Origin of the sequence: Pseudomonas sp. Irchel 3F6, from assembly GCF_900187595.1 — a bacterium.
Taxonomy (GTDB): domain Bacteria; phylum Pseudomonadota; class Gammaproteobacteria; order Pseudomonadales; family Pseudomonadaceae; genus Aquipseudomonas; species Aquipseudomonas siliginis.
Genome location: NZ_FYDP01000007.1, coordinates 151502 through 175584 on the forward strand (window position 1 = coordinate 151502; position 24083 = coordinate 175584).

General features: G+C 61.4%; 21 protein-coding genes. 13 read left to right on the plus strand and 8 right to left on the minus strand.

Annotated elements, in window-relative coordinates; translation table 11 throughout:
- Positions 1-12 precede the first annotated feature (12 nt).
- The gene (locus tag CKW30_RS21775; RefSeq protein WP_056790613.1) at positions 13-909 is read left to right on the plus strand and encodes a cation diffusion facilitator family transporter; all 897 of its coding nucleotides are present in this window, start codon (positions 13-15) and stop codon (positions 907-909) included.
- Here CKW30_RS21775 and CKW30_RS21780 read toward each other — a convergent pair.
- Entirely contained in the window at positions 903-1841 is a 939-nt protein-coding gene (locus CKW30_RS21780) for a DUF6515 family protein (RefSeq protein WP_095181888.1), read from the minus strand. The two genes, CKW30_RS21775 and CKW30_RS21780, sit on opposite strands and share 7 nt — an antisense overlap.
- A 450-nt stretch (positions 1842-2291) precedes the next feature.
- Here CKW30_RS21780 and CKW30_RS21785 point away from each other — a divergent pair, with 450 nt between their 5' ends.
- Both CKW30_RS21785 and CKW30_RS21790 read left to right on the plus strand, forming a co-directional pair.
- On the plus strand, positions 2292-2771 hold the full coding sequence (locus tag CKW30_RS21785) for an Lrp/AsnC family transcriptional regulator (protein WP_007909658.1): 480 nt from the start codon (positions 2292-2294) through the stop codon (positions 2769-2771).
- Between the two features lie 281 nt (positions 2772-3052).
- Positions 3053-3262, plus strand: a complete 210-nt coding sequence (locus tag CKW30_RS21790; protein WP_016773053.1) for a DUF2788 domain-containing protein — start codon at positions 3053-3055, stop codon at positions 3260-3262.
- Here the strand turns inward: CKW30_RS21790 and CKW30_RS21795 are convergent.
- From CKW30_RS21795 to CKW30_RS21810, 4 genes are all read right to left on the minus strand, one after another.
- The gene (locus CKW30_RS21795) at positions 3257-3892 is read right to left on the minus strand and encodes a pseudouridine synthase (RefSeq protein ID WP_095181889.1); all 636 of its coding nucleotides are present in this window, start codon (positions 3890-3892) and stop codon (positions 3257-3259) included. The two genes, CKW30_RS21790 and CKW30_RS21795, sit on opposite strands and share 6 nt — an antisense overlap.
- Positions 3893-3964: 72 nt before the next feature.
- Complete coding sequence (gene amn / locus CKW30_RS21800; protein WP_016773051.1) at positions 3965-5464, minus strand: AMP nucleosidase; 1500 nt, start codon at positions 5462-5464, stop codon at positions 3965-3967.
- 182 nt (positions 5465-5646) lie between these two features.
- A complete protein-coding gene (locus tag CKW30_RS21805; protein WP_095181890.1) occupies positions 5647-7302 on the minus strand; it encodes an acyl-CoA dehydrogenase family protein in 1656 nt (551 codons plus the stop codon).
- A gap of 95 nt (positions 7303-7397) precedes the next feature.
- Complete coding sequence (locus CKW30_RS21810) at positions 7398-9749, minus strand: hybrid sensor histidine kinase/response regulator (RefSeq protein WP_095181891.1); 2352 nt, start codon at positions 9747-9749, stop codon at positions 7398-7400.
- Positions 9750-10224: 475 nt separating this feature from the next.
- On the opposite strand from CKW30_RS21810, the gene CKW30_RS21815 reads away from it, so the two are divergent.
- The 4 genes from CKW30_RS21815 to CKW30_RS21830 all read left to right on the plus strand — a co-directional run bounded on the left by CKW30_RS21815 (position 10225) and on the right by CKW30_RS21830 (position 13742).
- Positions 10225-11022, plus strand: a complete 798-nt coding sequence (locus CKW30_RS21815; protein ID WP_007909650.1) for a hydroxymethylpyrimidine/phosphomethylpyrimidine kinase — start codon at positions 10225-10227, stop codon at positions 11020-11022.
- 18 nt (positions 11023-11040) lie between these two features.
- Complete coding sequence (thiE, locus tag CKW30_RS21820) at positions 11041-11664, plus strand: thiamine phosphate synthase (RefSeq protein WP_041477735.1); 624 nt, start codon at positions 11041-11043, stop codon at positions 11662-11664.
- A 15-nt stretch (positions 11665-11679) separates the two neighbouring features.
- Positions 11680-12963 (plus strand): glutamate-1-semialdehyde 2,1-aminomutase, encoded by a 1284-nt coding sequence (gene hemL / locus CKW30_RS21825; protein ID WP_095181892.1) that lies wholly within the window; start codon positions 11680-11682, stop codon positions 12961-12963.
- Between the two features lie 224 nt (positions 12964-13187).
- A complete protein-coding gene (locus tag CKW30_RS21830; RefSeq protein WP_041477733.1) occupies positions 13188-13742 on the plus strand; it encodes a tetratricopeptide repeat protein in 555 nt (184 codons plus the stop codon).
- A gap of 191 nt (positions 13743-13933) precedes the next feature.
- On the opposite strand, the gene CKW30_RS21835 is transcribed toward CKW30_RS21830, so the two are convergent.
- Positions 13934-14263: a DUF1820 family protein gene (locus CKW30_RS21835; protein WP_016773045.1), complete on the minus strand. Its 330-nt coding sequence runs from the start codon at positions 14261-14263 to the stop codon at positions 13934-13936.
- A gap of 132 nt (positions 14264-14395) precedes the next feature.
- Here CKW30_RS21835 and miaB point away from each other — a divergent pair, with 132 nt between their 5' ends.
- From miaB to lnt, 5 genes are all read left to right on the plus strand, one after another.
- Complete coding sequence (gene miaB, locus CKW30_RS21840; RefSeq protein WP_041477732.1) at positions 14396-15724, plus strand: tRNA (N6-isopentenyl adenosine(37)-C2)-methylthiotransferase MiaB; 1329 nt, start codon at positions 14396-14398, stop codon at positions 15722-15724.
- A 283-nt stretch (positions 15725-16007) separates the two neighbouring features.
- Positions 16008-17000, plus strand: coding sequence for a PhoH family protein (locus CKW30_RS21845; protein WP_095181893.1), 993 nt, complete (start codon positions 16008-16010; stop codon positions 16998-17000).
- Positions 16993-17487 carry an rRNA maturation RNase YbeY gene (gene ybeY, locus CKW30_RS21850; RefSeq protein ID WP_016773042.1) on the plus strand — a complete coding sequence of 165 codons (495 nt, stop codon included), beginning with the start codon at positions 16993-16995 and terminating at the stop codon, positions 17485-17487. Before CKW30_RS21845 ends, ybeY begins: the two co-directional genes overlap by 8 nt.
- A 5-nt stretch (positions 17488-17492) precedes the next feature.
- A complete protein-coding gene (locus CKW30_RS21855; protein ID WP_024014438.1) occupies positions 17493-18332 on the plus strand; it encodes an HlyC/CorC family transporter in 840 nt (279 codons plus the stop codon).
- A 14-nt stretch (positions 18333-18346) separates the two neighbouring features.
- Entirely contained in the window at positions 18347-19870 is a 1524-nt protein-coding gene (gene lnt / locus CKW30_RS21860) for an apolipoprotein N-acyltransferase (protein ID WP_095181894.1), read from the plus strand.
- A 116-nt stretch (positions 19871-19986) separates the two neighbouring features.
- On the opposite strand, the gene CKW30_RS21865 is transcribed toward lnt, so the two are convergent.
- Together CKW30_RS21865 and CKW30_RS21870 are read right to left on the minus strand one after the other, a co-directional pair.
- Positions 19987-20748, minus strand: a complete 762-nt coding sequence (locus tag CKW30_RS21865) for a YdcF family protein (protein WP_095181895.1) — start codon at positions 20746-20748, stop codon at positions 19987-19989.
- Positions 20749-20852: 104 nt separating this feature from the next.
- Positions 20853-21176 carry a hypothetical protein gene (locus CKW30_RS21870; protein WP_024014441.1) on the minus strand — a complete coding sequence of 108 codons (324 nt, stop codon included), beginning with the start codon at positions 21174-21176 and terminating at the stop codon, positions 20853-20855.
- A 255-nt stretch (positions 21177-21431) separates the two neighbouring features.
- On the opposite strand from CKW30_RS21870, the gene leuS reads away from it, so the two are divergent.
- Positions 21432-24038 (plus strand): leucine--tRNA ligase, encoded by a 2607-nt coding sequence (gene leuS / locus CKW30_RS21875; protein WP_095181896.1) that lies wholly within the window; start codon positions 21432-21434, stop codon positions 24036-24038.
- Positions 24039-24083: the final 45 nt, after the last annotated feature.

Here is a 24083-nt window from a genome sequence, read left to right on the forward strand (position 1 = left end):
TAAGGACGTTCAATGACCTCCAGCCCCGAACACGCCCGCCTGCTGCGGCTGGCGACCCGCGCCTCGGTGGCGGTCGCGTGCACGCTGATCGTCGCCAAAGCGATTGCCTGGTGGCTCAGCGGATCGGTGAGCATGCTCGCCGGCCTCACCGACTCGGCGCTGGATGGCGTCACCTCGATGCTCAATCTGCTGGCGGTGCATTACGCACTGCGTCCGGCGGATGACGATCACCGTTATGGCCACGGCAAAGCCGAATCGCTGGCGGGCATGGCGCAGGCGTTGTTCATTGGTGGCAGCGCGGTGTTGATCGCGTTTCAGGCCTACGAGCGCTTGCAGAAACCAGAGCCGCTTGGCGCGCCGTGGCTGAGCATCGGTGTGATCGTGTTTTCCCTGCTGCTGACGGCGGCGCTGCTGATGTTGCAGCACCGGGTGATCAAGCAGACCGGCTCCAACGCCGTGCGTGCCGACTCCCTGCATTACCGTTCGGACCTGCTGCTCAACGGCAGCATCCTGATCGCGCTGGTGTTGGCGGGAATGGGTTTTGCGCAACTGGACGCGTGGTTCGGGCTGGGGATCGCCGTGTACATTTTCTGGAGTGCGATCCAGATCGCCCGGGAAAGTTTTTCGGTGTTGATGGACGAGGAGTTGCCGACCGATGTCAGCCAGCACATGCTCGAACTGGCGTGCAGCGTGCCGGGGGTGCTCGGTGCGCATGACTTGCGCACGCGGATCTCGGGCAACCACTGGTTCGTGCAATTGCACCTGGAATTGCCGGGCGAACTGACCCTGTCAGTCGCCCATGGCATCAGCGATCAAGCGGCGGCGGCGATTCACAAGGAATATCCGAAGGCCGAGGTGCTGGTGCACGCCGACCCACAGGAAGTGGTGCTCGCCGCCCGCACTCAGTAATTGACTTGGTAACCGCGACTGCTCAGGCAGTTGCCCTGCGCCTGGCGATAGGCCTGAACCACTTCGGGTGCCGGTTGGTAGGTCGCGGTGCGCGGGTCGAAACCGCTTTGCTGCACCGCGTACTGCGAGCACTGGTAACCGTCCTGCTGCACCTGCTGCGGTGACTGGCCGTTGGCCGGGTAGGCTTCGACGTCATAGCCTTGAGATTGCGGTTGCGGCGGTTGCTGCAGCGGCGGCTCGACCACCACGTAATCCTGCGTCGCCTCTTGATAGGCGTAATACGAGCCGGCGGCGAGGAACAGCAGCGAGCCGCCGATCCACACTTCACGGGCGTAATCCGGCAAATACTGGATGCGGATCCCGCGCGGCGGCTGCACGACGATGTAGCGCGGGCCTTGCGGGCGATACCAGTAGCCGCCGGAATAGAAGTAATCCTGACCGCGATACGGCACGCGGTAATCACGATCCGGGAAACGATCGATCACATGGCCCGGACGATATTGCGGGCCAGGCCCCCAGCCATTGCCATGACCGTTCGGCCGTCCCGGCCAGCGGTTGTCATCGGGACGTGGCCGCGTCTGCCATTGCTGATTGTGGTAACCGTTCTGCGGGCGCTCGTCGCGGTAGTAACCCTGACGCGGCTCCTGAGTCTGGTGCACGGCGTCGGGTCGCGGCTGGATCGGCAGGTTGTTGCCCGGCTGGCGAGGCGGTTCTGGACGATCATCGACACGGTTGCGGTTCTGCCATTGACCGTCATTGTTGTGCGGCTGGCCGTTGTGCTCGAACTGATGGCTGTTGTCGCCACGGATGATCCCGTCGTTCTGCGGCCCGTTGCCCGGCCCGCGATTCTGCGGCTCATCGGCCAGCGCTTGCGCACTGACCCCCACACACAGCAAACCAACACCGGCCAGACGCCAGATGCGCGAATTCATGCTTTTCCTCACTGTGGGAGCCTGTCGTTGGCAGGGCTTGTTGCTGAGACTCGAAACAGCCCCATCGGGTTCTGCAACAGGTTATCAGTCGCGCGACTTATTTATTGAGGCGCCAACATGAAATCGCAGGCAAGAAAAAAGGGAGACCCGTCGGCCTCCCTTCTGGAGAACTTCGTCCTGGCTCGACGCTTTTGACGTCGGCTCACCTCACGCCGTCTTCTGGACAGTGTGCAGCTCGGGGGCCGGCACATCCCCGGTGGGGGTGGCGGCCGCGGCGGGCCTGATTGGGCGGGCCGCGTGGACTGTGTTACCGAGCAGTGATTCTGGTGTTAAGAATAAGCCTGAGGCTGCGACAGAGGATTGCGAAAATTGCTCAATTAAACACCGCTTGCGCAATTTTTAACCCTGGATAGATAATCTGCCGCAATAGTTACGACCAAGGACAGATTGATGAGCAAACTTGACCGGTATGACCTGAGTATTTTGGCGGAATTGCAGCGCGACGCCCGTATCTCCAACCAGGAACTGGCCGAACGCATCGGTCTGTCGCCCTCGCCTTGCTCGCGCCGGGTCAAGCAGCTGGAAGACGATGGCTATATCTCGCGCCAGGTGGCGCTGCTCGATCGCAAGATGCTCGGCTTGAGCCTGACGGCGTATGTACTGATCGGCATGGACCGGCACACCCCCGAGCGCTTCGAGAATTTCGAGGCGGCAATCCGCACGTTGCCGCAAGTGCTGGAATGCAGTCTGGTGACCGGAGTGGATGCCGACTACCAGTTGAAAGTGGTGGTGCCGGATATGGATCACTATCAAAAGTTGCTGTTGGGGCATCTGACCCGGATCGAGGGGGTCACCAGCGTGCGGTCGAGTTTTGTGCTGAATCAGGTTTTGAACAGTACTGAATTGCCGCTGACTCATTTGCGTAGCTAAGCAAAAGCCCCTCACCCCAGCCCTCTCCCGGAGGGAGAGGGAGCCGACCGCAGGGTCAGGCGTTATACATCGACCTGAAAGCCCGAGTCGATTACGGATTCGCAACAGCTGGAACAGGTCGACATAGCTCATCAGCATCCCCCGATCGGTCCCCTCTCCCTCCGGGAGAGGGTTAGGGTGAGGGGAACAATTGCGGATCAGACCCAGATCAATGCCACCCCACCGACCATGGCGTATACTCGCCGCCGCCCTTTCAGCCCTGTCCGCGCCGGAGATCGCCAATGGATCCAGCACTGTTCGAAGAGTGGATGATGACCGGTCTGGTCAGCATCCTGATCATTTTCATGGGTTTCATCGTCTGGGATCTGGCGAAGAAGTCCAAGGCCGGGCGGTTCGGCTCGTTCATTCTGTTTTTCGTGCTGGGCCTGGGCGTGGCCGCGTTCATCATCAAGAGTGTGGTGATCGGCCTGATCGAGTCCGGCGCCTTATAAGCGCGCCGGCACTTCCCGCCACTGGCCCTGATCCAGCCCTTCAAGGGTCCAGTCGCCAATCCTGACTCGCACCAGACGCAACGTCGGCAGCCCGACCGCCGCCGTCATGCGCCGCACCTGACGGTTGCGCCCTTCGCGAATCACCAGTTCCAGCCACGAAGTCGGTATGGTCGCGCGAAAGCGTACCGGCGGATTGCGCGGCCACAACTGCGGCTCAGCCAGTTGCCGCGCTTGGGCGGGCAGAGTCATGCCGTCATTCAGCTCGACGCCATCACGCAGGCGCTGCAACTGCTCGGCCGTCGGCTCGCCTTCCACCTGCACCCAATAGGTCTTCGCCAGTTTGTGTTTCGGATCGGCGATGCGCGCCTGCAACTGGCCGTCGTTGGTCAGCAGCAACAAACCTTCGCTGTCACGATCCAGACGTCCGGCCGGATAAATCCCCGGCACATCGATGTAATCCTTGAGCGTCGCCCGCCCTTCACCGTCGCTGAACTGCGTCAGCACATCGAAGGGTTTGTTGAACAGGATCAGCTTCGGCTCAGCCGGCGGCGCTTTTGCGACACGGCGTGGCGAGGACGATTGCGGCTTCACACCGGGACGGCGCGAAGGGGGACGCGGGGGACGGGACATAAGAGACAGAACATTTAGCGATCAGGGCTGACAATGCTAGTGCCCCGACCGCCAAATGACCACGACTAACCGTTAACGGAACGGCGGCTCGTCGAAGCTGCGCAACTTGCGCGAGTGCAGCGAGTTCAGTTCGGTACGCAGCAGATCCACCGCTTCGATGCCGATTTTCAAATGCTGGCTGACCGCGCGTTCATAGAAGGCGTTGGCCGAGCCCGGCAGTTTGATTTCGCTGTGCAGCGGCTTGTCCGAAACGCAGAGCAACGTGCCGTACGGCACCCGCAAGCGATAACCCTGCGCTGCAATCGTGCCGCTTTCCATGTCCACCGCAACCGCGCGGGACAGGTTGATCAGCGGTCGTTCCTGAGCCCAGCGCAGTTCCCAGTTACGGTCGTCGTAGGTCAGAACCGTGCCGGTGCGCAGGCGCTTCTTCAGATCGTCGCCCTTCTCGCCAGTGACATTCGCCGCTGCCTGTTGAAGCGCAAGCTGCACTTCGGCCAGTGCCGGGATGGGAATATTGGGCGGCACCACACGATCAAGAATGCCGTCGCGGCGCATGTAGGCGTGGGCCAGCACGTAATCGCCGATGGTCTGCGACTGACGCAGGCCACCGCAGTGGCCGATCATCAGCCAGCAATGCGGACGCAGCACCGCCAGGTGATCGGTGATGTTCTTGGCGTTGGACGGGCCGACGCCGATGTTCACCAGCGTGACACCGTGGCCGTCGCTGGCGATCAGGTGATAGGCCGGCATCTGGTACCGGTGCCAGACCACACCGGCGGCAATCGCCGAGGCTTCGCCGTGATCCATGCTCTTCTCGATGATCACGTTGCCCGGCAGGACCATGCGCACGAAGCGCGGGTCGCGGCGCAACTGCTCCAGACCATGAACGATGAACTGATCGACGTAGCGATGGTAGTTGGTCAGCAGAATCCACGGCTGCACATGGCGCCAGTCGCTGCCGGTGTAATGCACCAGACGGCGCAGCGAGAAGTCCACGCGCGCCGCATCGAACAGTGCCAGCGGCAGCGGATCGGTGTTTTCCCAGTCGTAGAGGCCGTCGGCAATGCCATCGGTCGCGGCGGACAGATCGGTACTCGGGAACACCCGCGCCAGCACCGCCGCAGTGACGCCGGAACCGGCCAGTTCATCGCCCTGCTCGACCACATACGGATACGGAATGTTCTGCTGGCTGACGCCGACTTCGACGGTCACGGTGAAGTCGTGCATCAACGGCGTCAGTTGTTCGAGCAGGTATTTGCGAAACGCCGCCGGGTGGGTGACGGTGACGCTGTAAGTGCCCGGCAACTGCACCTTGGCGTAAGCGCGGGTGGTCTGCGGCACTTCGCCCTGGCAGTGGTAGGTCAGACGCAGTTCGGGATAACGAAACAGGGCACGCTGTTCGGCGTCGGGTTCGACGCGGTCCTTGAGGTAACGCTTGAGGGCAGAATTCAGCGCAGTGGTGGCCCGCTCATGCAGCTCGGCCAGACGATCCACGGCTTGTTCGGCGGTTTGAACGACAATAAACGCTTCGGTCACGATCAGCTTCCTGTGTTCTGACTTGCAGAGCTTCATCTTGCCTGCATCGTGGACGCACGGGAACAGTGGCGTTGTGGCGACACTTAAATCTGCAGACCAATGATGTCCTCTGTGGGAGCGAGCCTGCTCGCGAATGCGGTGGATCATCCAATAAAGATGTCGACTGACACACCGCTTTCGCGAGCAGGCTCGCTCCCACAGGGGGGATATGACGTGGGTCAGAAAAGCTGAGGGGTCGAGCGTGCGACGATGGCTTCGACGTCCAGCCCACGCGGCAACCCGCCGTAGACGCGACCGCCACCGCCACCGCTCAGGCGGCTGGCAATGAAAGCATCACTGACCGCCGAATTCCCCGCCTCCAACAGAAGCTTGGCCTGCAACCCAAGCGCAATGTCTTCAGTCAGTTGCCGCGCTCGATACTGAATTTCACTGGTGTCCTTGAATTGCGCCTGCAACTGCTGGATATGCGCAGCCAGACGCTTGTCGCCATGGCCGTCGCCCAGTTCGCTGAACAGCACATCGAGCACGCCCGGTTCTTTTGACAATGCGCGCAGCACGTCGAGACATTGCACATTCCCCGACCCTTCCCACGTCGAATTCACCGGCGCTTCGCGGTACAGGCGCGGCAGGATGCTGTCTTCGACATAACCGGCGCCGCCCATGCATTCGGCGGCTTCGTTGATCATTCCTGGCGCACGTTTGCATATCCAGTATTTGCCCACCGCCGTCACCAGCCGCGCGAACTGCGCTTCGTGGCGATCATCCAGATGATCGAGCGCCTTGCCCATGCGCAGACTCAGGGCCAGCGCGGCCTCGCTCTCCAGGGCCAGATCGGCGAGTACGTTTTGCATCAGCGGCTGCTCGCTGAGCAATTTGCCGCCGACCTTGCGGTGCGCGCAGTGATGGCTGGCCTGGGTCAGTGCCTGGCGCATCAGCGAGCTGGAGCCGACCATGCAATCAAAACGGGTCATCGCTACCATTTCGATAATGGTCGGCACGCCGCGCCCTTCTTCGCCGATCATCCACGCCAGCGCCCCACGAAACTCCACTTCGCTGGAGGCGTTGGACTGGTTGCCGAGTTTGTTTTTCAGACGCTGAATGTAGAACTGATTGCGCGTGTCGTCCGGGCGATGGCGCGGCAGCAGGAAGCAACTCAAGCCCTTGTCGGTTTGCGCCAATGTCAGGAAGGCGTCGCACATCGGCGCCGAGCAGAACCACTTGTGCCCGACCAGTTCATAAGCCTGACCCGGGCCGCTGGCGCCGACCGGATAAGCCTTGGTGGTGTTGGCGCGCACATCGGTGCCGCCCTGCTTCTCGGTCATCGCCATACCGATGGTCACGCCAGCCTTGTGCGCCATGCCGACGTTGCGCGGGTCGTAGTCGGTGGCGAGGATTTTCGGCAGCCACTGTTCGACCAGGTCCGGCTGCAAGCGCAGGGCCGGCACGCTGGCGAAGGTCATAGTCAGCGGGCAACCACTGCCGGCCTCGGCCTGGCTGTGCAGGTAGGTCATCGACGCGCGGGCGACATGTGCGCCGTCCTGTGGTTGTGCCCAAGGCAGCGAGGTCAGGCCATGTTCGATCGCGGTGCGCATCAGCTCGTGGTAGGCCGGGTGAAACTCGACCAGATCGATGCGATGGCCGTAGCGATCATGGCTGGCAAACACCGGTTTGTTCTGGTTGGCGAGAAACCCCGCTTCCATCAAAGGCCCACCCGCGAGTGCGCCATAGGCATCGATGCGCGACTCGGCCCAACCGGCGCCAAAACGCCGCGACCACTCCTGTAACGGCAGATCGATGCGGTACAGGTTGGTGCCGTCCAGCGACGGCGGCTGATTGGTGACTTCGTGGGTTTCGGCGAACTGATGCAGGTTCATGACGGCGCTCCGTGTTCAGCAATGACACCAGTTAAGCACTGGTGCTTTTTTGAACAAAGTGTCATAGACGCCGTTTTTGCGGCGCTTTTACCCCATCAGCAACTGAGCACGCGGCGCTGTAATGCAGCCTGCAGATCCTCGAATTTGACCGGTTTGTGCAGATAGTCGATAGGCGCGCCCGGGGCGCATTGCTCGCGATCCGCACCCAGCGCCAGCATGAATACCGGCAAGTGCGCACAGCCCGGCAATGCATGGATCTGGCAGCACAGCGATGCGCCTTCGTGGCGGGGCAACTGGCAATCGATCAGCACCGCATCGAAACTTTCCCGTTGCAGGCAGTCCAGCGCGGCGGCGCCGTTGTCAGCGCTGCGCACGCGGAAACCGAGCTTGAGCAACATGCCACGCATGACCAGTTGATTGACGCTGTTGTCGTCCACCAGCAGCACCGTGCAGTCCTGCGGCGCACGAATGCAATCGCGGGTCGGCTGATCCGCAGGCGCTTCGATCACCGGCAGTTCGAATTCGACATCGAGTTGGAAGCGGCTGCCGCGTCCCGGCTCGGAACGATGGGTGAGTTTGCCGCCGAGCAATTCGACCAGCTGCCGACAGATCGCCAGCCCCACCCCCAGGCCGCCGTATTCGCGAGTCATCGAACCATCGAGCTGGAAGAAACGCTGATACAGGGTCGCCTCGCCCAGATCAGTGAAACCGATACCGGTGTCGATCACCGCGAACGATAGCGCCATGCGCTCATCCGCCGACGGCCGCCCGGTAACGCGCAACGCCAGCCCGCCGACGCGGGTGAACTTGATCGCATTGTCCAGCAGGCATTCCAGGCACTGCGCCAGTTTCGCGCTGTCGCCGAGCAAGCGATCAGGCAGGGTCGGCAGCACCTCGACCTTGAAGTCCAGCGACTTGCTCGCTGCATTACCTTCGAACTGCGCGCGCAACGCCTCGACCACTGCGCGCAGGCTGAAACTGCCCGGCGTCGCCTTGAGTTTGCCGGCCTGCAATTCAGTGAGCGTGAGGATGCCATTGACCATGCGCATCATGTCGCGAGCAGAACCGGCGGCGGTTTGTTGATATTGCTCAAGCTCGGGATCGAGGTCGACGGTCTGCATCAGCTCCAGCGAACCGATCACGCCGTTCATCGGCGTGCGCAGTTCGTGGGTCAACGTCGCGAGGAATTCATCCTTGAGCTTGTTGCTGTGGGCCAGTTGCTGGTTGAGCACTTCGAGTTTCTGCCCGGCGTCGAACAAGGTCTGCGCCTGTTGTTCGCGCATGGCGTTGATGCGGTCGGCCAGCGCCAGCGACAGCAGCGCCACCTCGATGGCCGAGCCGATCTGGCTGGCGTACATGGTCAGGAACACGTTGGGCAGCAGGCCCAGCACCATCAGCGTGTTGACGATGCCGCCGAGCAGGAACGCCGACCAGGCGATGATGAAGTAACGCGCCACCCGCAGGCCGCGCCACCAGGCAAGAATCCCGGCGGCAAAGATCACCACGGTGAAGGTCAGCGCCAGTGTGGTCGCCAGGCGCAGGGCCAGGGCGTAACTGGTCATCAGCGACAGGCCGATCACCAGCGCACTGAAGGCAATCAGGCCGATCAGCAAGCGATCCAGCCAGGGGCTGTGGGTCTTGGTCTGCAGGAAACTGCGGGCGAACTGGCTGCCGAACAGACCGGCGCAACCGATGAAGAACGGTGTCGCGGCGTTGGCCCACCATGGGTTGTCCGGCCAGAAATACTCGACCGCCGCGCCATTGACCGACAATTGATAGAGGCCGAACGAGCCGATATAGAAGATGTAATAGAGGTAACTGGTGTCGCGCACGCTCAGGTAGATGAACAGGTTGTAGACCAGCATCCCCAGCAGCACGCCATAAATGATGCCAAGTACGTACAGGCGCACCGGCTGGTCTTCGAGGTATGCGCTGCTCGACCACAACGTCACCGGCGCCTGGATCGAGCCTTCGCTGGCCAGGCGCAGGTACAGCGTCTGCTGTTGATCCGGTTTGAAGGGAAGGTCGAACAGGTAGTTGTTCTGGCGGATCTCGCGACTGGCGAAAGGCAAGGCATCGCCGGTCTGGCGCACCAGTCGGTATTCGCCGTTGGCGCCAGGTAAGTACAGATCGAGGTGATCAAGCGGCGGATACGCCAGTTCCAGCAACCAGGTGCGCTGGGCGGCCGGGTTGCTCGGGCGGTAATGCAGGTCGATCTTCAGCCAGAACGCCGAGCGCGAGTAACCGGCGTTGAGCGTGGCTTTGTCGTGGGCTTTGAACTGGCCGGCGGCGTCTTGCGCGCGGACGTCGGCAATCGTCGCCTGACCGCTCGGGTCTTCGAACACTTGCAGCGATCGGCCCAGTGGCAGGCTTTGGGTGAATTCGTCGAATTCGACAGCGCTCGCCATGAGGGGCAAGCAGAACAGCAACATCAGCAAATAGCGCATTGAAGCCCCAGCGTGGCTCGTCCGGTTGTGTCAGGAAGCCCCCCATTCCCTTTGAGTAGACGTAAAACCGGTATTACCTGTGATTGTTTGGATCCAGCCTAGCATAGCCGTTGATGGCCATTGAGCACCATGGAAATTTTTCCTACAACGGCTCTAGAACGGGCGTTCCAGGGCAAAGCACCGAGATAGAGCTGTTGGGTTGGTCAACTCGCGACGACAGCCTCCTTGATAGATGACCAATTGTGGCGAGGGGATTTATCCCCGTTCGGCTGCGAAGCAGTCGCCAGTCCATCCAGCGAGATGTGTCAGAAAGAACCGGATTGCAGGGTTTGGGGTCGCTTCGCAGCCCAACGGGGATAAATCCCCTCGCCACAAATGTGCTCCAAATAAAGACTGCGGGGTTGTCCGACAATCTGCTCGCAAACACCGTGAGTACTGAACCCCAAAATCAGCTTTGGTGGTAAGCTCGCGCACCATGAATATCTACAGCTCCCGCCCCGTTGTCCTCTGTCTCTCCGGCCACGACCCCAGTGGTGGCGCCGGCTTGCAGGCAGATATCGAAGCCTTGCTCGCGCAGGGTTGCCATGCGGCTCCGGCCGTCACCGCCCTGACCGTGCAAGACACCGTCAACGTCACTGACTTCCGCGTCCTCGACCGTGAATGGGTACTGGCCCAGGCCAACGCCGTGCTCAACGACTCCGAAGTCGCCGCAGTGAAACTGGGCATGCTCGGTTCGCTGGAGATGGTCGACACGGTCGTCGAACTGCTCTCGGCGCACCCGCATCTGCCGGTGGTCTGCGACCCGGTGCTGCGTGCCGGCGGCGGCGGACGCCTGGGCAAGGACGAGGTCGGCTATGCGATGCGCGAGCGTCTGCTGCCGCTGTCGATCATTGCCACGCCCAATCTTCCTGAAGCGCGCATCCTCGCCGAACTGCCTGAAGGCACAGCCGACGAGTGCGCAGAAAAACTCCTGCCATTCGTCAAAAACCTGCTGATCACCGGCGGCCATGGCGACGAAACTGAAATCCACAACCGCGTGTACAGCCGCGACGGCCTGCGCGAAACCTTTATCTGCCAGCGCCTGCCGGGCAGCTATCACGGCTCCGGTTGTACGCTGGCCAGCGCCCTCGCCGGTCGCCTGGCTCAGGGCGAACACCTGGCCAGTGCCGTGCGCAGTGCGCTGGATTACACCTGGCGCACTTTGCGCGATGCCGAACAACTGGGCAAAGGCCAGTTCGTGCCGCGTCGCCTGCCGCTGGATTTCTGCTCGTAACGTCGTGAGGTCTGCCCGATGAAACTACGTGGCCTGTATGCCATTACCGACAGCCAGTTGCTGGCCGGCAAGTTTCTGTCTTACGTGGAGGCGGCGCTCGACGGCGGCGTCACCCTGCTGCAATACCGCGACAAGAGCAGCGACGAGGCCCGCCGTCTGCGCGAGGCCGAAACGCTGCGCAACTTGTGCGAGCGCTACAAGACGCAGTTGATCATCAACGACGACGCCGAATTGGCCGCGCGCCTCAATGTTGGCGTGCACTTGGGCCAGACCGACGGCCCGCTGTCGCCGACCCGCGCGCTGCTCGGCTCGAAAGCGATCATCGGTTCGACTTGTCACGGGCAAATCGCCCTGGCCGAACAAGCCGCTAAAGAAGGTGCGAGTTATGTCGCCTTCGGCCGCTTCTTCAATTCCACCACCAAACCCGGTGCACCAAGCTGCAGCCTCGACTTGCTCGACGAAGCCAAGCGCACGCTGCACTTGCCGGTCTGCGCGATCGGCGGGATCACCCTCGATAACGCCGCGCCACTGGTCGAGCACGGTGTCGATCTGCTCGCCGTGATCCACGGTTTGTTCGGCGCCGAGAGCAGCGCCGAAGTGACCCGCCGCGCCCGCGCCTTCAACGAACTTCTGAAAATCTGATTTGAGAGCCCGATCATGTCTCGTTCCGAAACCCTGTTTGCCAATGCTCAGAAACACATCCCCGGCGGCGTTAACTCGCCGGTGCGCGCGTTCAAGAGCGTTGGCGGCACCCCGCTGTTCTTCAAACACGCCGAAGGCGCTTACGTCACCGACGAAGATGACAAGCGTTATGTCGATTACGTGGGTTCGTGGGGGCCGATGATCCTTGGCCACAGCCATCCGGACGTGCTCGACGCGGTGCGCAATCAGCTGCAACACGGCCTGTCCTACGGCGCACCGACGTCGATGGAAACCGAGATGGCCGATCTGGTCTGCTCGCTGGTGCCGTCGATGGAGATGGTGCGCATGGTCAGCTCCGGCACCGAAGCGACCATGAGCGCGATTCGTCTGGCCCGTGGTTTCACCGGGCGCGACAGCATCATCAAGTTCGAAGGCTGCTACCACGGCCACTCCGACAGCCTGCTGGTCAAGGCCGGTTCCGGCGCTCTGACCCAGGGCGTACCGAGCTCGGCCGGCGTGCCGGCAGCGTTCGCCAAACACACCCTGACCCTGCCGTTCAACGACATCGACGCGGTTGAAGCGATGCTCGCCGAAGTGGGCGAGGACGTGGCGTGCATCATCGTCGAACCGGTCGCCGGCAACATGAACTGCGTACCGCCAGCGCCGGGCTTCCTCGAAGGCCTGCGTTCGCTGTGTGACAAGCACGGCGTGGTGTTGATTTTCGACGAAGTGATGACCGGTTTCCGCGTCGCCCTCGGCGGTGCCCAGGCGCACTACGGCTTGACGCCGGACCTGACCACGTTCGGCAAGATCATCGGCGGCGGTATGCCGGTGGGCTGCTTCGGTGGCAAACGCGAGATCATGCAGCGCATCGCCCCGCTCGGTCCGGTGTATCAGGCAGGTACGTTGTCGGGTAATCCGCTGGCGATGGCTGCCGGCCTGACGACCTTGCGTCTGATCAGCCGCCCGGGTTTCCACGCCGAATTGACCGACTACACCGCGCGCATGCTCGACGGTCTGCAACAGCGTGCCGATGCTGCGGGCATCCCGTTCGTGACCACTCAGGCCGGCGGCATGTTCGGTCTGTACTTCAGCGGCGCCGATGACATCGTCACCTTCGACGACGTGATGGCCAGCGATGCAGCAATGTTCGGTCGCTTCTTCCACCTGATGCTGGAAGGTGGCGTGTACCTGGCGCCGAGCGCTTTCGAAGCCGGTTTCACCTCGATCGCCCATGGCGAAGCCGAGTTGCAACTGACACTGGACGCCGCCGAGCGCGCCTTCGCCGCATTGAAATAATCGCCGTACCGCTGACGTTGGCTATGGCCAGCGTCAGCTTTCACCTACATCCGCTCGGTTTTTCCGACGTGCCTGCGAAAATCCTGCCCGAATCGGGCGATATATTCCCCACGCAGCAGAAAAACGAGTAAAGACTTTGTAAGGTTGGCCCTGCTTATTTCATAATGCGCGCTTATTGGATCCCTCGACGGGTCCGCGTGCCCTTCAGAGGTAAGTCGATTCCCATGAACCGCACCGGCCGCACCCTTGCATTGGGCTGCCTGTTGCTCCTTCAGCCCCTGCTCGCGCATGCACAAGCAGGCGGCAACTCGTTGTTGATCCCGGCGATGGGTCGTTGCACCCTCAATACTCAGCCGCAAGATGTCACGCAGGCACTGGCCGCCTGCCAGAAAGCGGCGGACGAAGGGGACGCGCAAGCGCAATACGAGTTGGGTGAGTTCTACTACGACGGCAAGAACGCGCCGCGCGACCTCAATCAAGCCCTGAGCTATTTCGAAAAGGCCTCGTTGCAAGGCCACGCCCAGGCGCAATACAAGCTCGGCAGCATGTTCTTCCACGGTGAAGGTGTGCAGGCCAACAATATCCAGGCCTACATCGTGCTGAAGATGGCAGCGGTCAACGGTGCCGAAGAGGCGCTGGACACGGCCGACGAAGTCTCGGAAAAGATGTCCCGCGAAGATCTCGAAACCGCCACTCAGGTGCTCGGGCAGATTTTCCGCAAATACCTGATGGAACTGCAGAACGCCGATGGGCGTACGCCATTCTCACCATTGCCCTAAAGGCTGCGGAGATTACCTGTGGCGAGGGGATTTATCCCCGCTGGGCTGCGAAGCGGCCCCAAAACCTGCAACCCGATTCTGTCTGACACACCTTACTGAATGGAGCTGCGACTGCTTCGCAGCGCAACGGGGCGGTGCGACGTTTCGCTCCCCCCCCTCACCACAAACTCATCCCAATCCAGAATCCGCTGTTACTTCTCAGGCATCGGCATCGGAAACGGCATGACATTGCCGACCGCGCCACGGGCTTCGCTGATTTTCGGTGTACCCAGACGTTCCACTTCATCGATGCGCACGATCGAATGCATCGGCACAAAGCTGCGCACCACGCCTTCGAATTGCGCCTTGAGCTTTTCTTCGCTCGGATCGACGACCATTTGCGTACGCTCGCCAAAGACGAATTCTTCAACTTCCAGGAAACCCCACAGATCACTTTGATAGATCTGCTTGGCGTACATTTCGAACACCTGGCCCTGGTTGAGGAAAATCACCTTGTAGATTGGAGCTTCGCGTTTGGTCATGGCGGGCGGATAACATCGGGGTAAAAATGAGGGCGCGAACTATAGCATAGCCACCGGACGCACAGCGGTAGGAACCTGACGGCTTGTTCCCTATAATGCGCGGTTCTTTGAATCACGTGACGACCCGAATCCATGGCCAAGAAGCTTTACATCGAAACCCACGGTTGCCAGATGAACGAGTACGACAGCTCGCGCATGGTCGATCTGCTGGGCGAACATCAGGCCCTGGAAGTCACCGCTCGCGCGGAAGACGCCGACGTGATTCTGCTCAACACCTGCTCGATCCGCGAACGCGCGCAGGATCGCGTGTATTCGCAGCTCGGCCGCTGGCGCGAACTGAAGCTGGCCAATCCGGACATGGTCATCGCCGTCGGCGGTTGCGTGGCCAGTCAGGAAGGCGCGGCGATCCGCGATCGCGCTCCGTACGTCGACGTGGTGTTCGGCCCGCAGACCCTGCACCGTCTGCCGGAAATGATCGACGCCGCGCGCAGCAGCAAGCTGCCGCAGGTCGACGTCTCGTTTCCGGAAATCGAAAAATTCGACCACCTGCCCGAGCCGCGTATCGACGGCCCGAGCGCTTATGTGTCAGTGATGGAAGGTTGCAGCAAGTACTGCACCTTCTGCGTGGTGCCGTATACCCGTGGTGAAGAAGTCAGCCGGCCGTTCGACGACGTGATCGCGGAAATCATTCACCTTGCCGAACACGGCGTGCGTGAAGTGACCTTGCTCGGGCAGAACGTCAACGGCTATCGCGGCCAGACACACGACGGTCGCCTGGCCGATCTGGCCGAACTGATCCGCGTGGTCGCCGCTGTCGATGGCATCGACCGCATCCGCTACACCACGTCGCACCCGCTGGAGTTCTCCGACAGCCTGATCCAGGCCCACGCCGAAGTGCCGGAACTGGTCAAGCACTTGCACTTGCCGGTGCAGTCGGGCTCCGACCGGATTCTCGCGGCGATGAAGCGCAACCACACGGCGCTGGAGTACAAATCCAAGCTGCGCAAATTGCGCGCTGCCGTGCCGGGGATCTGCATCAGTTCGGACTTCATCGTCGGCTTCCCCGGTGAAACCGAGAAAGACTTCGAGCAGACCATGAAGCTGATTGCCGATGTCGGCTTCGATTTCTCCTACTCGTTCGTCTACAGCCAGCGCCCGGGCACGCCCGCTGCCGATCTGGCCGATGACACACCGGAAGAATTGAAGAAAGAACGTCTGAACGCGCTGCAACATCGTCTGAATCAGCAGGGCTTCGAGATCAGCCGACAAATGGTCGGCTCGATCCAGCGCATTCTGGTGACCGATTATTCGAAGAAAGACCCGGGCGAGCTCCAGGGCCGCACCGAGAATAATCGTATCGTCAACTTCCGCTGCGACAATCCCACCCTGATCGGCCAGTTCGCCGACGTGCACATCGACGCCGCGCAACCGCACTCGCTGCGTGGTTCGCTGGTTCAATAACACCATCGCATTGTGGATGGGGCTTCTGTGGTGAGGGGATTTATCCCCGATGGTTGGCGCAGCCGACCCAAAACCTGCAATCCGGGTGATCTGATACACCTCTGATAATGGTTTCAGGGCCGCTTCGCGCCCCATCGGGGATAAATCCCCTCACCATAAATGACCCCGCCAGCCACAGAGAATGGGGTCGAAAGCAGCGTCGATATTTAAGAGCTTTCGCACCCAGGCCACTGGCGTTATCCTTGATTTCATCCTAATTGCCCCAGGGCGGCTAAATACGACCTTGAACGCACCCATCGAACCACATCGTTTTCTCCTCGAGCCTTTTGAGGCTCGCCGCTTCGCCAATCTGTGCGGGCAATTCGACGAGCATTTGCGCTTGATCGAACAGCGCCTGGCCATCGAGATCCGCAATCGCGGAAACCAGTTCGAGCTGATTGGCGATCCAAAACTCACCACGTCCGCGGAAAACCTGCTGCGCCGCCTGTACCGCGAAACCAAGGGTACCGAGCTGTCGCCAGACCTGGTGCACCTGTTCATTCAGGAATCAGCAGATATCGACAACCCGGCCCCTGCCGAAGCGACCGTCGCCCTGCGCACCAAGAAAGGCATGATTCGCCCGCGCGGCTTGAATCAGCAGCGCTATGTGAAGGAAATCCTCGGCAACGACATCAACTTCGGCATCGGCCCGGCCGGTACCGGCAAGACCTATCTGGCCGTGGCCTGCGCGGTGGATGCGCTGGAGCGCGAGCAGATCCGCCGCATCCTGCTGGTGCGTCCGGCAGTCGAAGCGGGAGAAAAGCTCGGCTTCCTGCCCGGCGACCTGTCGCAGAAGATCGACCCGTACCTGCGCCCGCTCTACGACGCGCTGTACGAAATGCTCGGTTTCGAATACGTCGCCAAGCTGATCGAGAAACAGGTGATCGAAGTCGCGCCGCTGGCCTACATGCGCGGTCGTACGCTGAACAACAGCTTCATCATTCTCGACGAAAGCCAGAACACCACCGTCGAGCAGATGAAGATGTTCCTCACGCGCATCGGCTTCGGCTCCACCGCCGTGATCACCGGTGACATCACCCAGGTCGACCTGCCGCGCGGCACCAAGTCCGGGCTGCACCATGTGATCGAAGTGCTCAAAGACGTGCCGGGCATCAGCTTCACCCACTTCCAGCCCAAGGACGTCGTGCGCCACCCGTTGGTGCAGCGGATTGTCGAGGCCTACGAGCGCTTCGAAACCCGTGCCGAAGCCGCGAAGGAAGCCACGCGCGATGCTTGAGCTGGATCTGCAAATCGCCACTGAGGCCAGCGCGCCGAGTGAAGCCGAGTTCCGCCAGTGGTGCGAACTGGCCCTGCGCCAGCGCAGCGCTGATTCGGAAATGACCATTCGTCTGGTCGACGAGGAAGAAGGCCGCGAGCTCAATCACACCTGGCGCCACAAGGACTACGCGACCAACGTGTTGTCGTTCCCGGCGGAAGTGCCTGACGAGTTTCTCGATATCCCGCTGCTCGGCGATCTGGTGATCTGCGTGGCCGTGGTCGAACGCGAAGCCGCCGAGCAGGGCAAGGAACTAAAGGCGCACTGGGCACATCTGGTCATTCACGGCTGCCTGCATCTGTTGGGTTACGACCATATAGATGACGACGAAGCCGAAGAAATGGAAGCGCTGGAACGCGAGTTGCTTGCTGAACTGGGCTATCCCGATCCGTACGCGGACGACGAAACCGAACACTCCCCCATCGTTACAACAAAGGATTCAGAGTAATCGCTATGAGCGAAGATCGATCGAGCAACGGGCAGAAGTCATGGCTGGGTAAGCTGACCCAGGCTTTTGCCCACGAGCCGAAGAACCGTCAGGAGCTCCTCGAGCTGCTGCGTGATGCACATCAGAACAAACTGCTGGACAGCGAAGCGCTGGCCATCGTCGAAGGCGCCATCCAGGTGGCTGACCTGCAAGTGCGCGACATCATGGTGCCGCGCTCGCAGATGGTCAGCATCAAGGCGACCCAGACACCCCGCGAATTCCTCCCCGCCGTCGTCGACTCGGCCCACTCGCGCTATCCGGTCATCGGCGAAAGCCATGACGACGTGATGGGCGTACTGCTGGCCAAGGATCTGCTGCCGCTGATCCTCAAGGAGAACGGCGACAGCTTCAACATCAAGGACCTGCTGCGCCCGGCCACCTTCGTGCCGGAGTCCAAGCGTCTGAACGTGTTGCTGCGTGAGTTTCGCGCCAACCACAACCACATGGCCATCGTCATCGACGAATACGGCGGTGTGGCCGGTCTGGTGACAATCGAAGACGTGCTCGAGCAGATCGTCGGCGACATCGAGGACGAGCACGACGTCGAAGAAGATAGCTACATCAAGCCGCTGCCCAGCGGTGATTTCCTGATCAAGGCGCTGACGCCGATCGAGAACTTCAATGAGTTCTTCGACAGCGAGTTCTCCGACGACGAGTTCGACACCGTCGGCGGCCTGGTGATGAGCGCGTTCGGGCACTTGCCAAAACGCAACGAAACCACTGAAATCGGCGCTTATCGTTTCCGCATACTGAACGCCGACAGCCGTCGGATTCATTTGCTGCGACTGACGCCTATCGCTCGTTAATTCTAAGGACTGAAATGCGCTGGACAACCCGCCCCGGCTGGCCCGGTAACCTGCTGGCCGTGGCGGCCGGTGCAATCACCACATTCGCTCTCGCACCGTTCGACATCTGGCCGCTGGCATTGCTGGCGGTTGGTCTGTTCTATGCCGGTTTGCGTGAGCTGAGCCCGCGTCAGGCGCTCGGCCGTGGCTGGTGCTTCGGCTTCGGCCTGTTCGGTGCCGGCACCAGTTGGATCTATTACAGCATTCATCATTTCGGCGGCGCTTCGGTGTTGCTCGCCGGGTTCCTGATGCTGCTGTTCACCGCGGCGATTGCCTGGTTCTTCGCCCTGCCCGCGTGGCTGTGGGCGCGCTGGCTGCGGCGTAACGAAGCACCGCTGGCGGATGCCTTGGCCTTTGCAGCGCTGTGGGTCGGCCAGGAAGCGTTTCGTGGCTGGTTCCTTACCGGTTTCCCGTGGCTGTATTCCGGTTATAGCCAGCTCGACGGCCCGCTGGCCGGGCTCGCGCCGGTGGGCGGCATGTGGCTGGTCTCGTTTGTTCTGGCACTGACCGCAGCGCTGATCTACAACGCGCCGCGCTTGTTGCAGGCGCGCCGCAAGGGTTTTATCGCGGCCGGTGTGGTACTTCTGGCGGGGCCATGGGTAGCAGGCATCGCCCTCAAAGGCCACGCGTGGACCAGCCCGTCCGGCGCACCGCTGACCGTGGCCGCAATTCAGGGCAACGTCGCGCAGAGCATGAAATGGGACCCGGCCGAGCTCAACGCGCAACTGGCGCTGTACCGTGATCTGAGCTTACGCTCCAAACCGGTCGATCTGCTGATCTGGCCGGAAACCGCCGTGCCGGTGTTGAAGGAGTCCGCCGAGGGCTACCTGACGATGATGGGCAACTTCGCCGCCGAGCGTAAATCAGCGTTGATCACCGGTGTGCCGATCCGCCAGACCGTGCATCACGAACGGCGCTTCTTCAACGGCATCACCGTGGTCGGCGAAGGCGACGGCACTTACCTGAAGCAGAAACTGGTGCCGTTCGGCGAGTACGTGCCGTTGCAGGACGTGTTGCGCGGCTTGATCGCGTTCTTCGACCTGCCGATGTCGGACTTCGCTCGCGGCCCGTCCGATCAAGCGCTCTTGCAAGCCAAGGGTTACCAGATTGCACCGTTCATCTGCTACGAGGTGGTCTATCCGGAATTCGCCGCCGGGCTGTCGGCACGCAGCGACCTGCTGCTGACGATCAGCAACGACACCTGGTTCGGCACGTCGATCGGCCCGCTGCAGCATTTACAGATGGCGCAGATGCGCGCGCTGGAAGCCGGACGCTGGATGATCCGCGCGACCAACAACGGCGTTACTGGCCTGATCAACCCGTTCGGGCAGATCACCGAACAGATTCCGCAGTTCGAACAAGGTGTGCTGTACGGCGAAGTGGTACCGATGCACGACCTGACGCCGTATCTGCAATGGCGCTCGTGGCCGTTGATCGCGTTGTGCCTGCTGCTGTTTGGCTGGGCGCTGATGGCCAGCCGGATGTCGAAGACCCTCTGAGAAATGTGACAAGGGGATTTATCCCCGCTGGAGTGCGCAGCAGTCCCCTCTTCTGAAGGTAAGAGAGAGGCCGCTACGCGCCCCATCGGGGATAAATCCCCTCGCCACAATGATCTTCAGCGGTAAAACAACGAGTACCCCACCTGCCCCACCGCTTCATTGAGCAATTGCCCGCTCTGCCAGATCGACTTGAATTCCGGCAACCAGCCGCCAAACGGCCGGGCGTTATCCGTACCGAGGAAACCCACCGGTGCCGGCACCACTTCGAATCCGGCCTGCTCAAAGCTCCACACTGCACGCGGCATATGCCACGCCTGCGTCACCACGACGACCCGCTTGATCCCTTGCGGCAAGAGGATATCTGCCGTCATCTTCGCGTTCTCCCATGTGGTGCGACTCTCGCCTTCCTGCCAGCGTACCGTTACGTCGAAATCATCACGCAACGAATCTGCCATCAATTTCGCTTCGGTCGGCGGCGTGCCGTAGTGCAGGCCGCCGCTGGTCAGAATCGGCAGGCCCGAGGCCTTGGCCAGGCGCGCCGCGTAACGCTGCCGCTCCAGTCCGATGCCGGTCGGCTGGTCTTCGCCCCAGGCGATGTCACCGCGCTCGCGTCCCGAGCCCAGCACCACAATCGCATCGGCACGTTGCGCCAGGGTCGTCCACTCTGACCGCGCCAGCGGCGGCTCACGCTCCAGCGCCTTGGCGCTCCACTGCACGACCACCGGCAGGCTCATCAGCAGCAGGCCACCAAAACCGACGGCAAAACACACGCCAGCCAGGCGTGGCCGCGAGCGGCGCAGCCACCAGGCGACCAGCAACAGCAGCAAAAGAATGCCGGGCGGCAATAAAAGTTGTTTGATGAAATAGCGAAAGGGCATCGGGCATCTCCAAAGATGCCCGAAGCCTAAGAGTGTTGATTACGAGTTACAACCAGTAGGCCGGATCCGGTTGCAAAAGATCCGTTTCATGACCTGCCATGCGCTTACTTGGCCTGTACAGAGCGCACCTTGCCGGTGTCTCTGCGCGGCGCCTTGTCCTTGAGCCAGATGACCTTGGCCGAATGTGCTGCATCGAGTTGCTTCACTGCTTGAGACAGGCATCCCTGCGTTTCACGTTCACTGCGATCCAGATAGGCCTTGACCAGTTTGAACTCGGCGGGGCTCAAGCCACGCAATTCCAGTTCCAGGGGGCGCTCGTCGCGCAGCCGGTCAGCGGTTTTCACGGCGTCCAGCGCCATGCCCAGACGATCGATCAACCTTTCATACAACTCGGGTTTCGTTACGTTCTTTTTCCGTTGCTCCACCATCCCTCACCTCATTGAAGATAAGACTCACTCCCCAATTAGAGCTTAGCTTCGCTGCACGAACCGGCTACACGCCGCGACCAACGGCCCTCGTCGTCCAAAAGGTCGGGCAAACAGCTGTAATCAGGGTTTCCCTCGGCCAAGCGCGGTCATGTATGCTACGGCGCTTCCTGTCATTCCACTTCCAGCGCACCCGGGCCATCCCGGATGCTGCCGTCGAAGAGGATTAGGCCACCCCTATCCAGTACAAAAGTAGCCATGCACGAACAATATCAGCCACGTGAGATCGAAGCCGCCGCCCAGTCGTTCTGGGATGAGCAAAAGTCCTTTGAAGTCAGTGAACAGCCAGGCAAGGAAACCTACTACTGCCTGTCGATGTTCCCTTACCCCAGCGGCAAGCTGCACATGGGCCACGTGCGCAACTACACCATTGGCGACGTGATCTCGCGCTACCAGCGCATGCAGGGCAAGAATGTTCTGCAGCCAATGGGTTGGGATGCGTTCGGCATGCCGGCGGAAAACGCCGCAATGAAAAACAACGTAGCGCCCGCCAAGTGGACCTACGAGAACATCGCCTACATGAAGTCGCAGCTGCGCAGCCTCGGCCTCGCGGTGGACTGGTCCCGTGAAGTGACCACCTGCAAGCCGGACTACTACCGCTGGGAACAATGGCTGTTCACGCGCCTGTTCGAGAAAGGCGTGATCTACCGTAAAAACGGCACCGTGAACTGGGACCCGGTCGACCAGACCGTTCTGGCCAACGAGCAAGTCATCGACGGCCGTGGCTGGCGATCCGGGGCGCTGATCGAAAAGCGCGAAATCCCGATGTACTACTTCAAGATCACCGCTTACGCCGACGAGCTGCTGGAAAGCCTCGACGAACTGACTGGCTGGCCGGAACAGGTCAAGACCATGCAGCGCAACTGGATCGGCAAGTCCCGTGGCATGGAAGTGCAGTTCCCGTACAACGTCGATTCGATCGGCGAAGCCGGCACCCTGAAAGTCTTCACCACCCGTCCGGACACCCTGATGGGCGCGACCTACGTCGCCGTCGCTGCCGAGCACCCGCTGGCCACCCTGGCCGCGCAGAACAATCCCGAGCTGCAAGCGTTCATCGCTGAATGCAAGGGCGGCAGCGTCGCTGAAGCCGATGTCGCCACCCAGGAAAAGAAAGGCCTGCCGACCGGCCTGTTCGTCGAGCACCCGCTGACCGGCGAAAAGCTCCCGGTATGGGTCGCCAACTACGTGCTGATGCATTACGGCGACGGCGCGGTCATGGCGGTTCCGGCGCACGACGAGCGCGATTTCGAGTTCGCGCACAAGTACAACCTGCCGGTGAAATCGGTGGTACGCACCAGCTCCGGTGACACCAACCCGGCGCCGTGGCAGGACCCCTATGGCGAGCACGGCACGCTGATCAACTCCGGCGACTTTGACGGCCTCGACTTCGCCGGCGCGTTCGACGCCATGGAAGTGGCCCTGATCAAGAAACAACTGGGCGCCTCGCGCACCCAGTTCCGCCTGCGCGACTGGGGCATCAGCCGCCAGCGCTACTGGGGCTGCCCGATCCCGATCATCCATTGCGCCGCGTGCGGCGACGTGCCGGTGCCGGAAGATCAACTGCCGGTCGTGTTGCCGGAAGACGTGGTGCCGGACGGCGCCGGTTCGCCGCTGGCGCGCATGCCCGAGTTCTACGAATGCAGCTGCCCGAAATGCGGCGCGCCGGCCAAGCGTGAAACCGACACGATGGACACCTTCGTCGAGTCGTCGTGGTACTACGCCCGTTACGCCTCGCCGCATTTTGAAGGTGGCCTGGTAGAAAAATCCGCAGCCGATCACTGGCTGCCGGTGGATCAGTACATCGGTGGTATCGAACACGCCATTCTCCACCTGCTTTACGCGCGCTTCTTCCACAAGCTGATGCGTGACGAAGGTCTGGTCAGCTCCAACGAGCCGTTCAAGAACCTGCTGACCCAAGGCATGGTGATCGCCGAGACTTACTATCGTCGCGAAGCCAATGGTGCCTACACCTGGTTCAACCCGGCAGACGTGGAACTTGAGCGTGACAGCAAAGCCAAGGTGATCAGCGCAAAGCTGAAATCCGACGGCCTGCCGGTGGAAATCGGCGGCACCGAGAAGATGGCCAAGTCGAAGAACAACGGCGTCGACCCGCAGTCGATGATCGACCAGTTCGGTGCCGACACCTGCCGTCTGTTCATGATGTTCGCCTCGCCGCCTGACATGAGCGCGGAATGGTCCGATTCCGGCGTTGAAGGTTCGCACCGTTTCCTCAAGCGCGTCTGGCGTCTGGCGCAAGCTCACGTCACCCAGGGCTTGCCGGGCAAACTGGATATCGCCGCTCTGAGCGACGAGCAGAAAACCGTGCGTCGTGCGATTCACCTGGCGATCAAGCAGGCCAGTCATGACGTCGGCCAGAACCACAAATTCAACACGGCCATCGCTCAGGTGATGACGCTGATGAACGTGCTGGAAAAAGCCGCCCAAGGCACCGAACAGGACCGCGCGCTGCTGCATGAAGGTCTGGAAGCGGTGACCCTGCTGCTGGCGCCAATCACCCCGCACATCAGCCACGAACTGTGGAAGCAGTTGGGTCACGCCGATGCGGTGATCGATGCAGGCTGGCCGGCCGTGGACGAAAGTGCCTTGGTGCAGGACAACCTGACCCTGGTCATTCAGGTCAACGGCAAGCTGCGCGGGCAGATCGAAATGCCGGCCAGCGCCACCCGCGAAGAGATCGAAGCCGCCGCGCGCGTCAACGAAAACGTGCTGCGTTTCGTCGACGGCCTGACCATTCGCAAAGTGATCGTGGTACCGGGCAAACTGGTCAACATCGTCGCGAGCTAAATTGGATCGGCTGCCAGGCTCGCCTGGCAGCCAGTAAAACCTTTC

Excerpts from the sequence above, each read along its gene's own strand:
- CKW30_RS21775 (WP_056790613.1), top strand. The coding sequence starts at position 13 with ATGACCTCCAGCCCCGAACACGCCCGCCTGCTGCGGCTGGCGACCCGC.
- CKW30_RS21780 (WP_095181888.1), bottom strand. The coding sequence starts at position 1,841 with ATGAATTCGCGCATCTGGCGTCTGGCCGGTGTTGGTTTGCTGTGTGTG.
- CKW30_RS21785 (WP_007909658.1), top strand. The coding sequence starts at position 2,292 with ATGAGCAAACTTGACCGGTATGACCTGAGTATTTTGGCGGAATTGCAG.
- CKW30_RS21790 (WP_016773053.1), top strand. The coding sequence starts at position 3,053 with ATGGATCCAGCACTGTTCGAAGAGTGGATGATGACCGGTCTGGTCAGC.
- CKW30_RS21795 (WP_095181889.1), bottom strand. The coding sequence starts at position 3,892 with ATGTCCCGTCCCCCGCGTCCCCCTTCGCGCCGTCCCGGTGTGAAGCCG.
- amn (WP_016773051.1), bottom strand. The coding sequence starts at position 5,464 with ATGAAGCTCTGCAAGTCAGAACACAGGAAGCTGATCGTGACCGAAGCG.
- CKW30_RS21805 (WP_095181890.1), bottom strand. The coding sequence starts at position 7,302 with ATGAACCTGCATCAGTTCGCCGAAACCCACGAAGTCACCAATCAGCCG.
- CKW30_RS21810 (WP_095181891.1), bottom strand. The coding sequence starts at position 9,749 with ATGCGCTATTTGCTGATGTTGCTGTTCTGCTTGCCCCTCATGGCGAGC.
- CKW30_RS21815 (WP_007909650.1), top strand. The coding sequence starts at position 10,225 with ATGAATATCTACAGCTCCCGCCCCGTTGTCCTCTGTCTCTCCGGCCAC.
- thiE (WP_041477735.1), top strand. The coding sequence starts at position 11,041 with ATGAAACTACGTGGCCTGTATGCCATTACCGACAGCCAGTTGCTGGCC.
- hemL (WP_095181892.1), top strand. The coding sequence starts at position 11,680 with ATGTCTCGTTCCGAAACCCTGTTTGCCAATGCTCAGAAACACATCCCC.
- CKW30_RS21830 (WP_041477733.1), top strand. The coding sequence starts at position 13,188 with ATGAACCGCACCGGCCGCACCCTTGCATTGGGCTGCCTGTTGCTCCTT.
- CKW30_RS21835 (WP_016773045.1), bottom strand. The coding sequence starts at position 14,263 with ATGACCAAACGCGAAGCTCCAATCTACAAGGTGATTTTCCTCAACCAG.
- miaB (WP_041477732.1), top strand. The coding sequence starts at position 14,396 with ATGGCCAAGAAGCTTTACATCGAAACCCACGGTTGCCAGATGAACGAG.
- ybeY (WP_016773042.1), top strand. The coding sequence starts at position 16,993 with ATGCTTGAGCTGGATCTGCAAATCGCCACTGAGGCCAGCGCGCCGAGT.
- CKW30_RS21855 (WP_024014438.1), top strand. The coding sequence starts at position 17,493 with ATGAGCGAAGATCGATCGAGCAACGGGCAGAAGTCATGGCTGGGTAAG.
- lnt (WP_095181894.1), top strand. The coding sequence starts at position 18,347 with ATGCGCTGGACAACCCGCCCCGGCTGGCCCGGTAACCTGCTGGCCGTG.
- CKW30_RS21865 (WP_095181895.1), bottom strand. The coding sequence starts at position 20,748 with ATGCCCTTTCGCTATTTCATCAAACAACTTTTATTGCCGCCCGGCATT.
- CKW30_RS21870 (WP_024014441.1), bottom strand. The coding sequence starts at position 21,176 with ATGGTGGAGCAACGGAAAAAGAACGTAACGAAACCCGAGTTGTATGAA.
- leuS (WP_095181896.1), top strand. The coding sequence starts at position 21,432 with ATGCACGAACAATATCAGCCACGTGAGATCGAAGCCGCCGCCCAGTCG.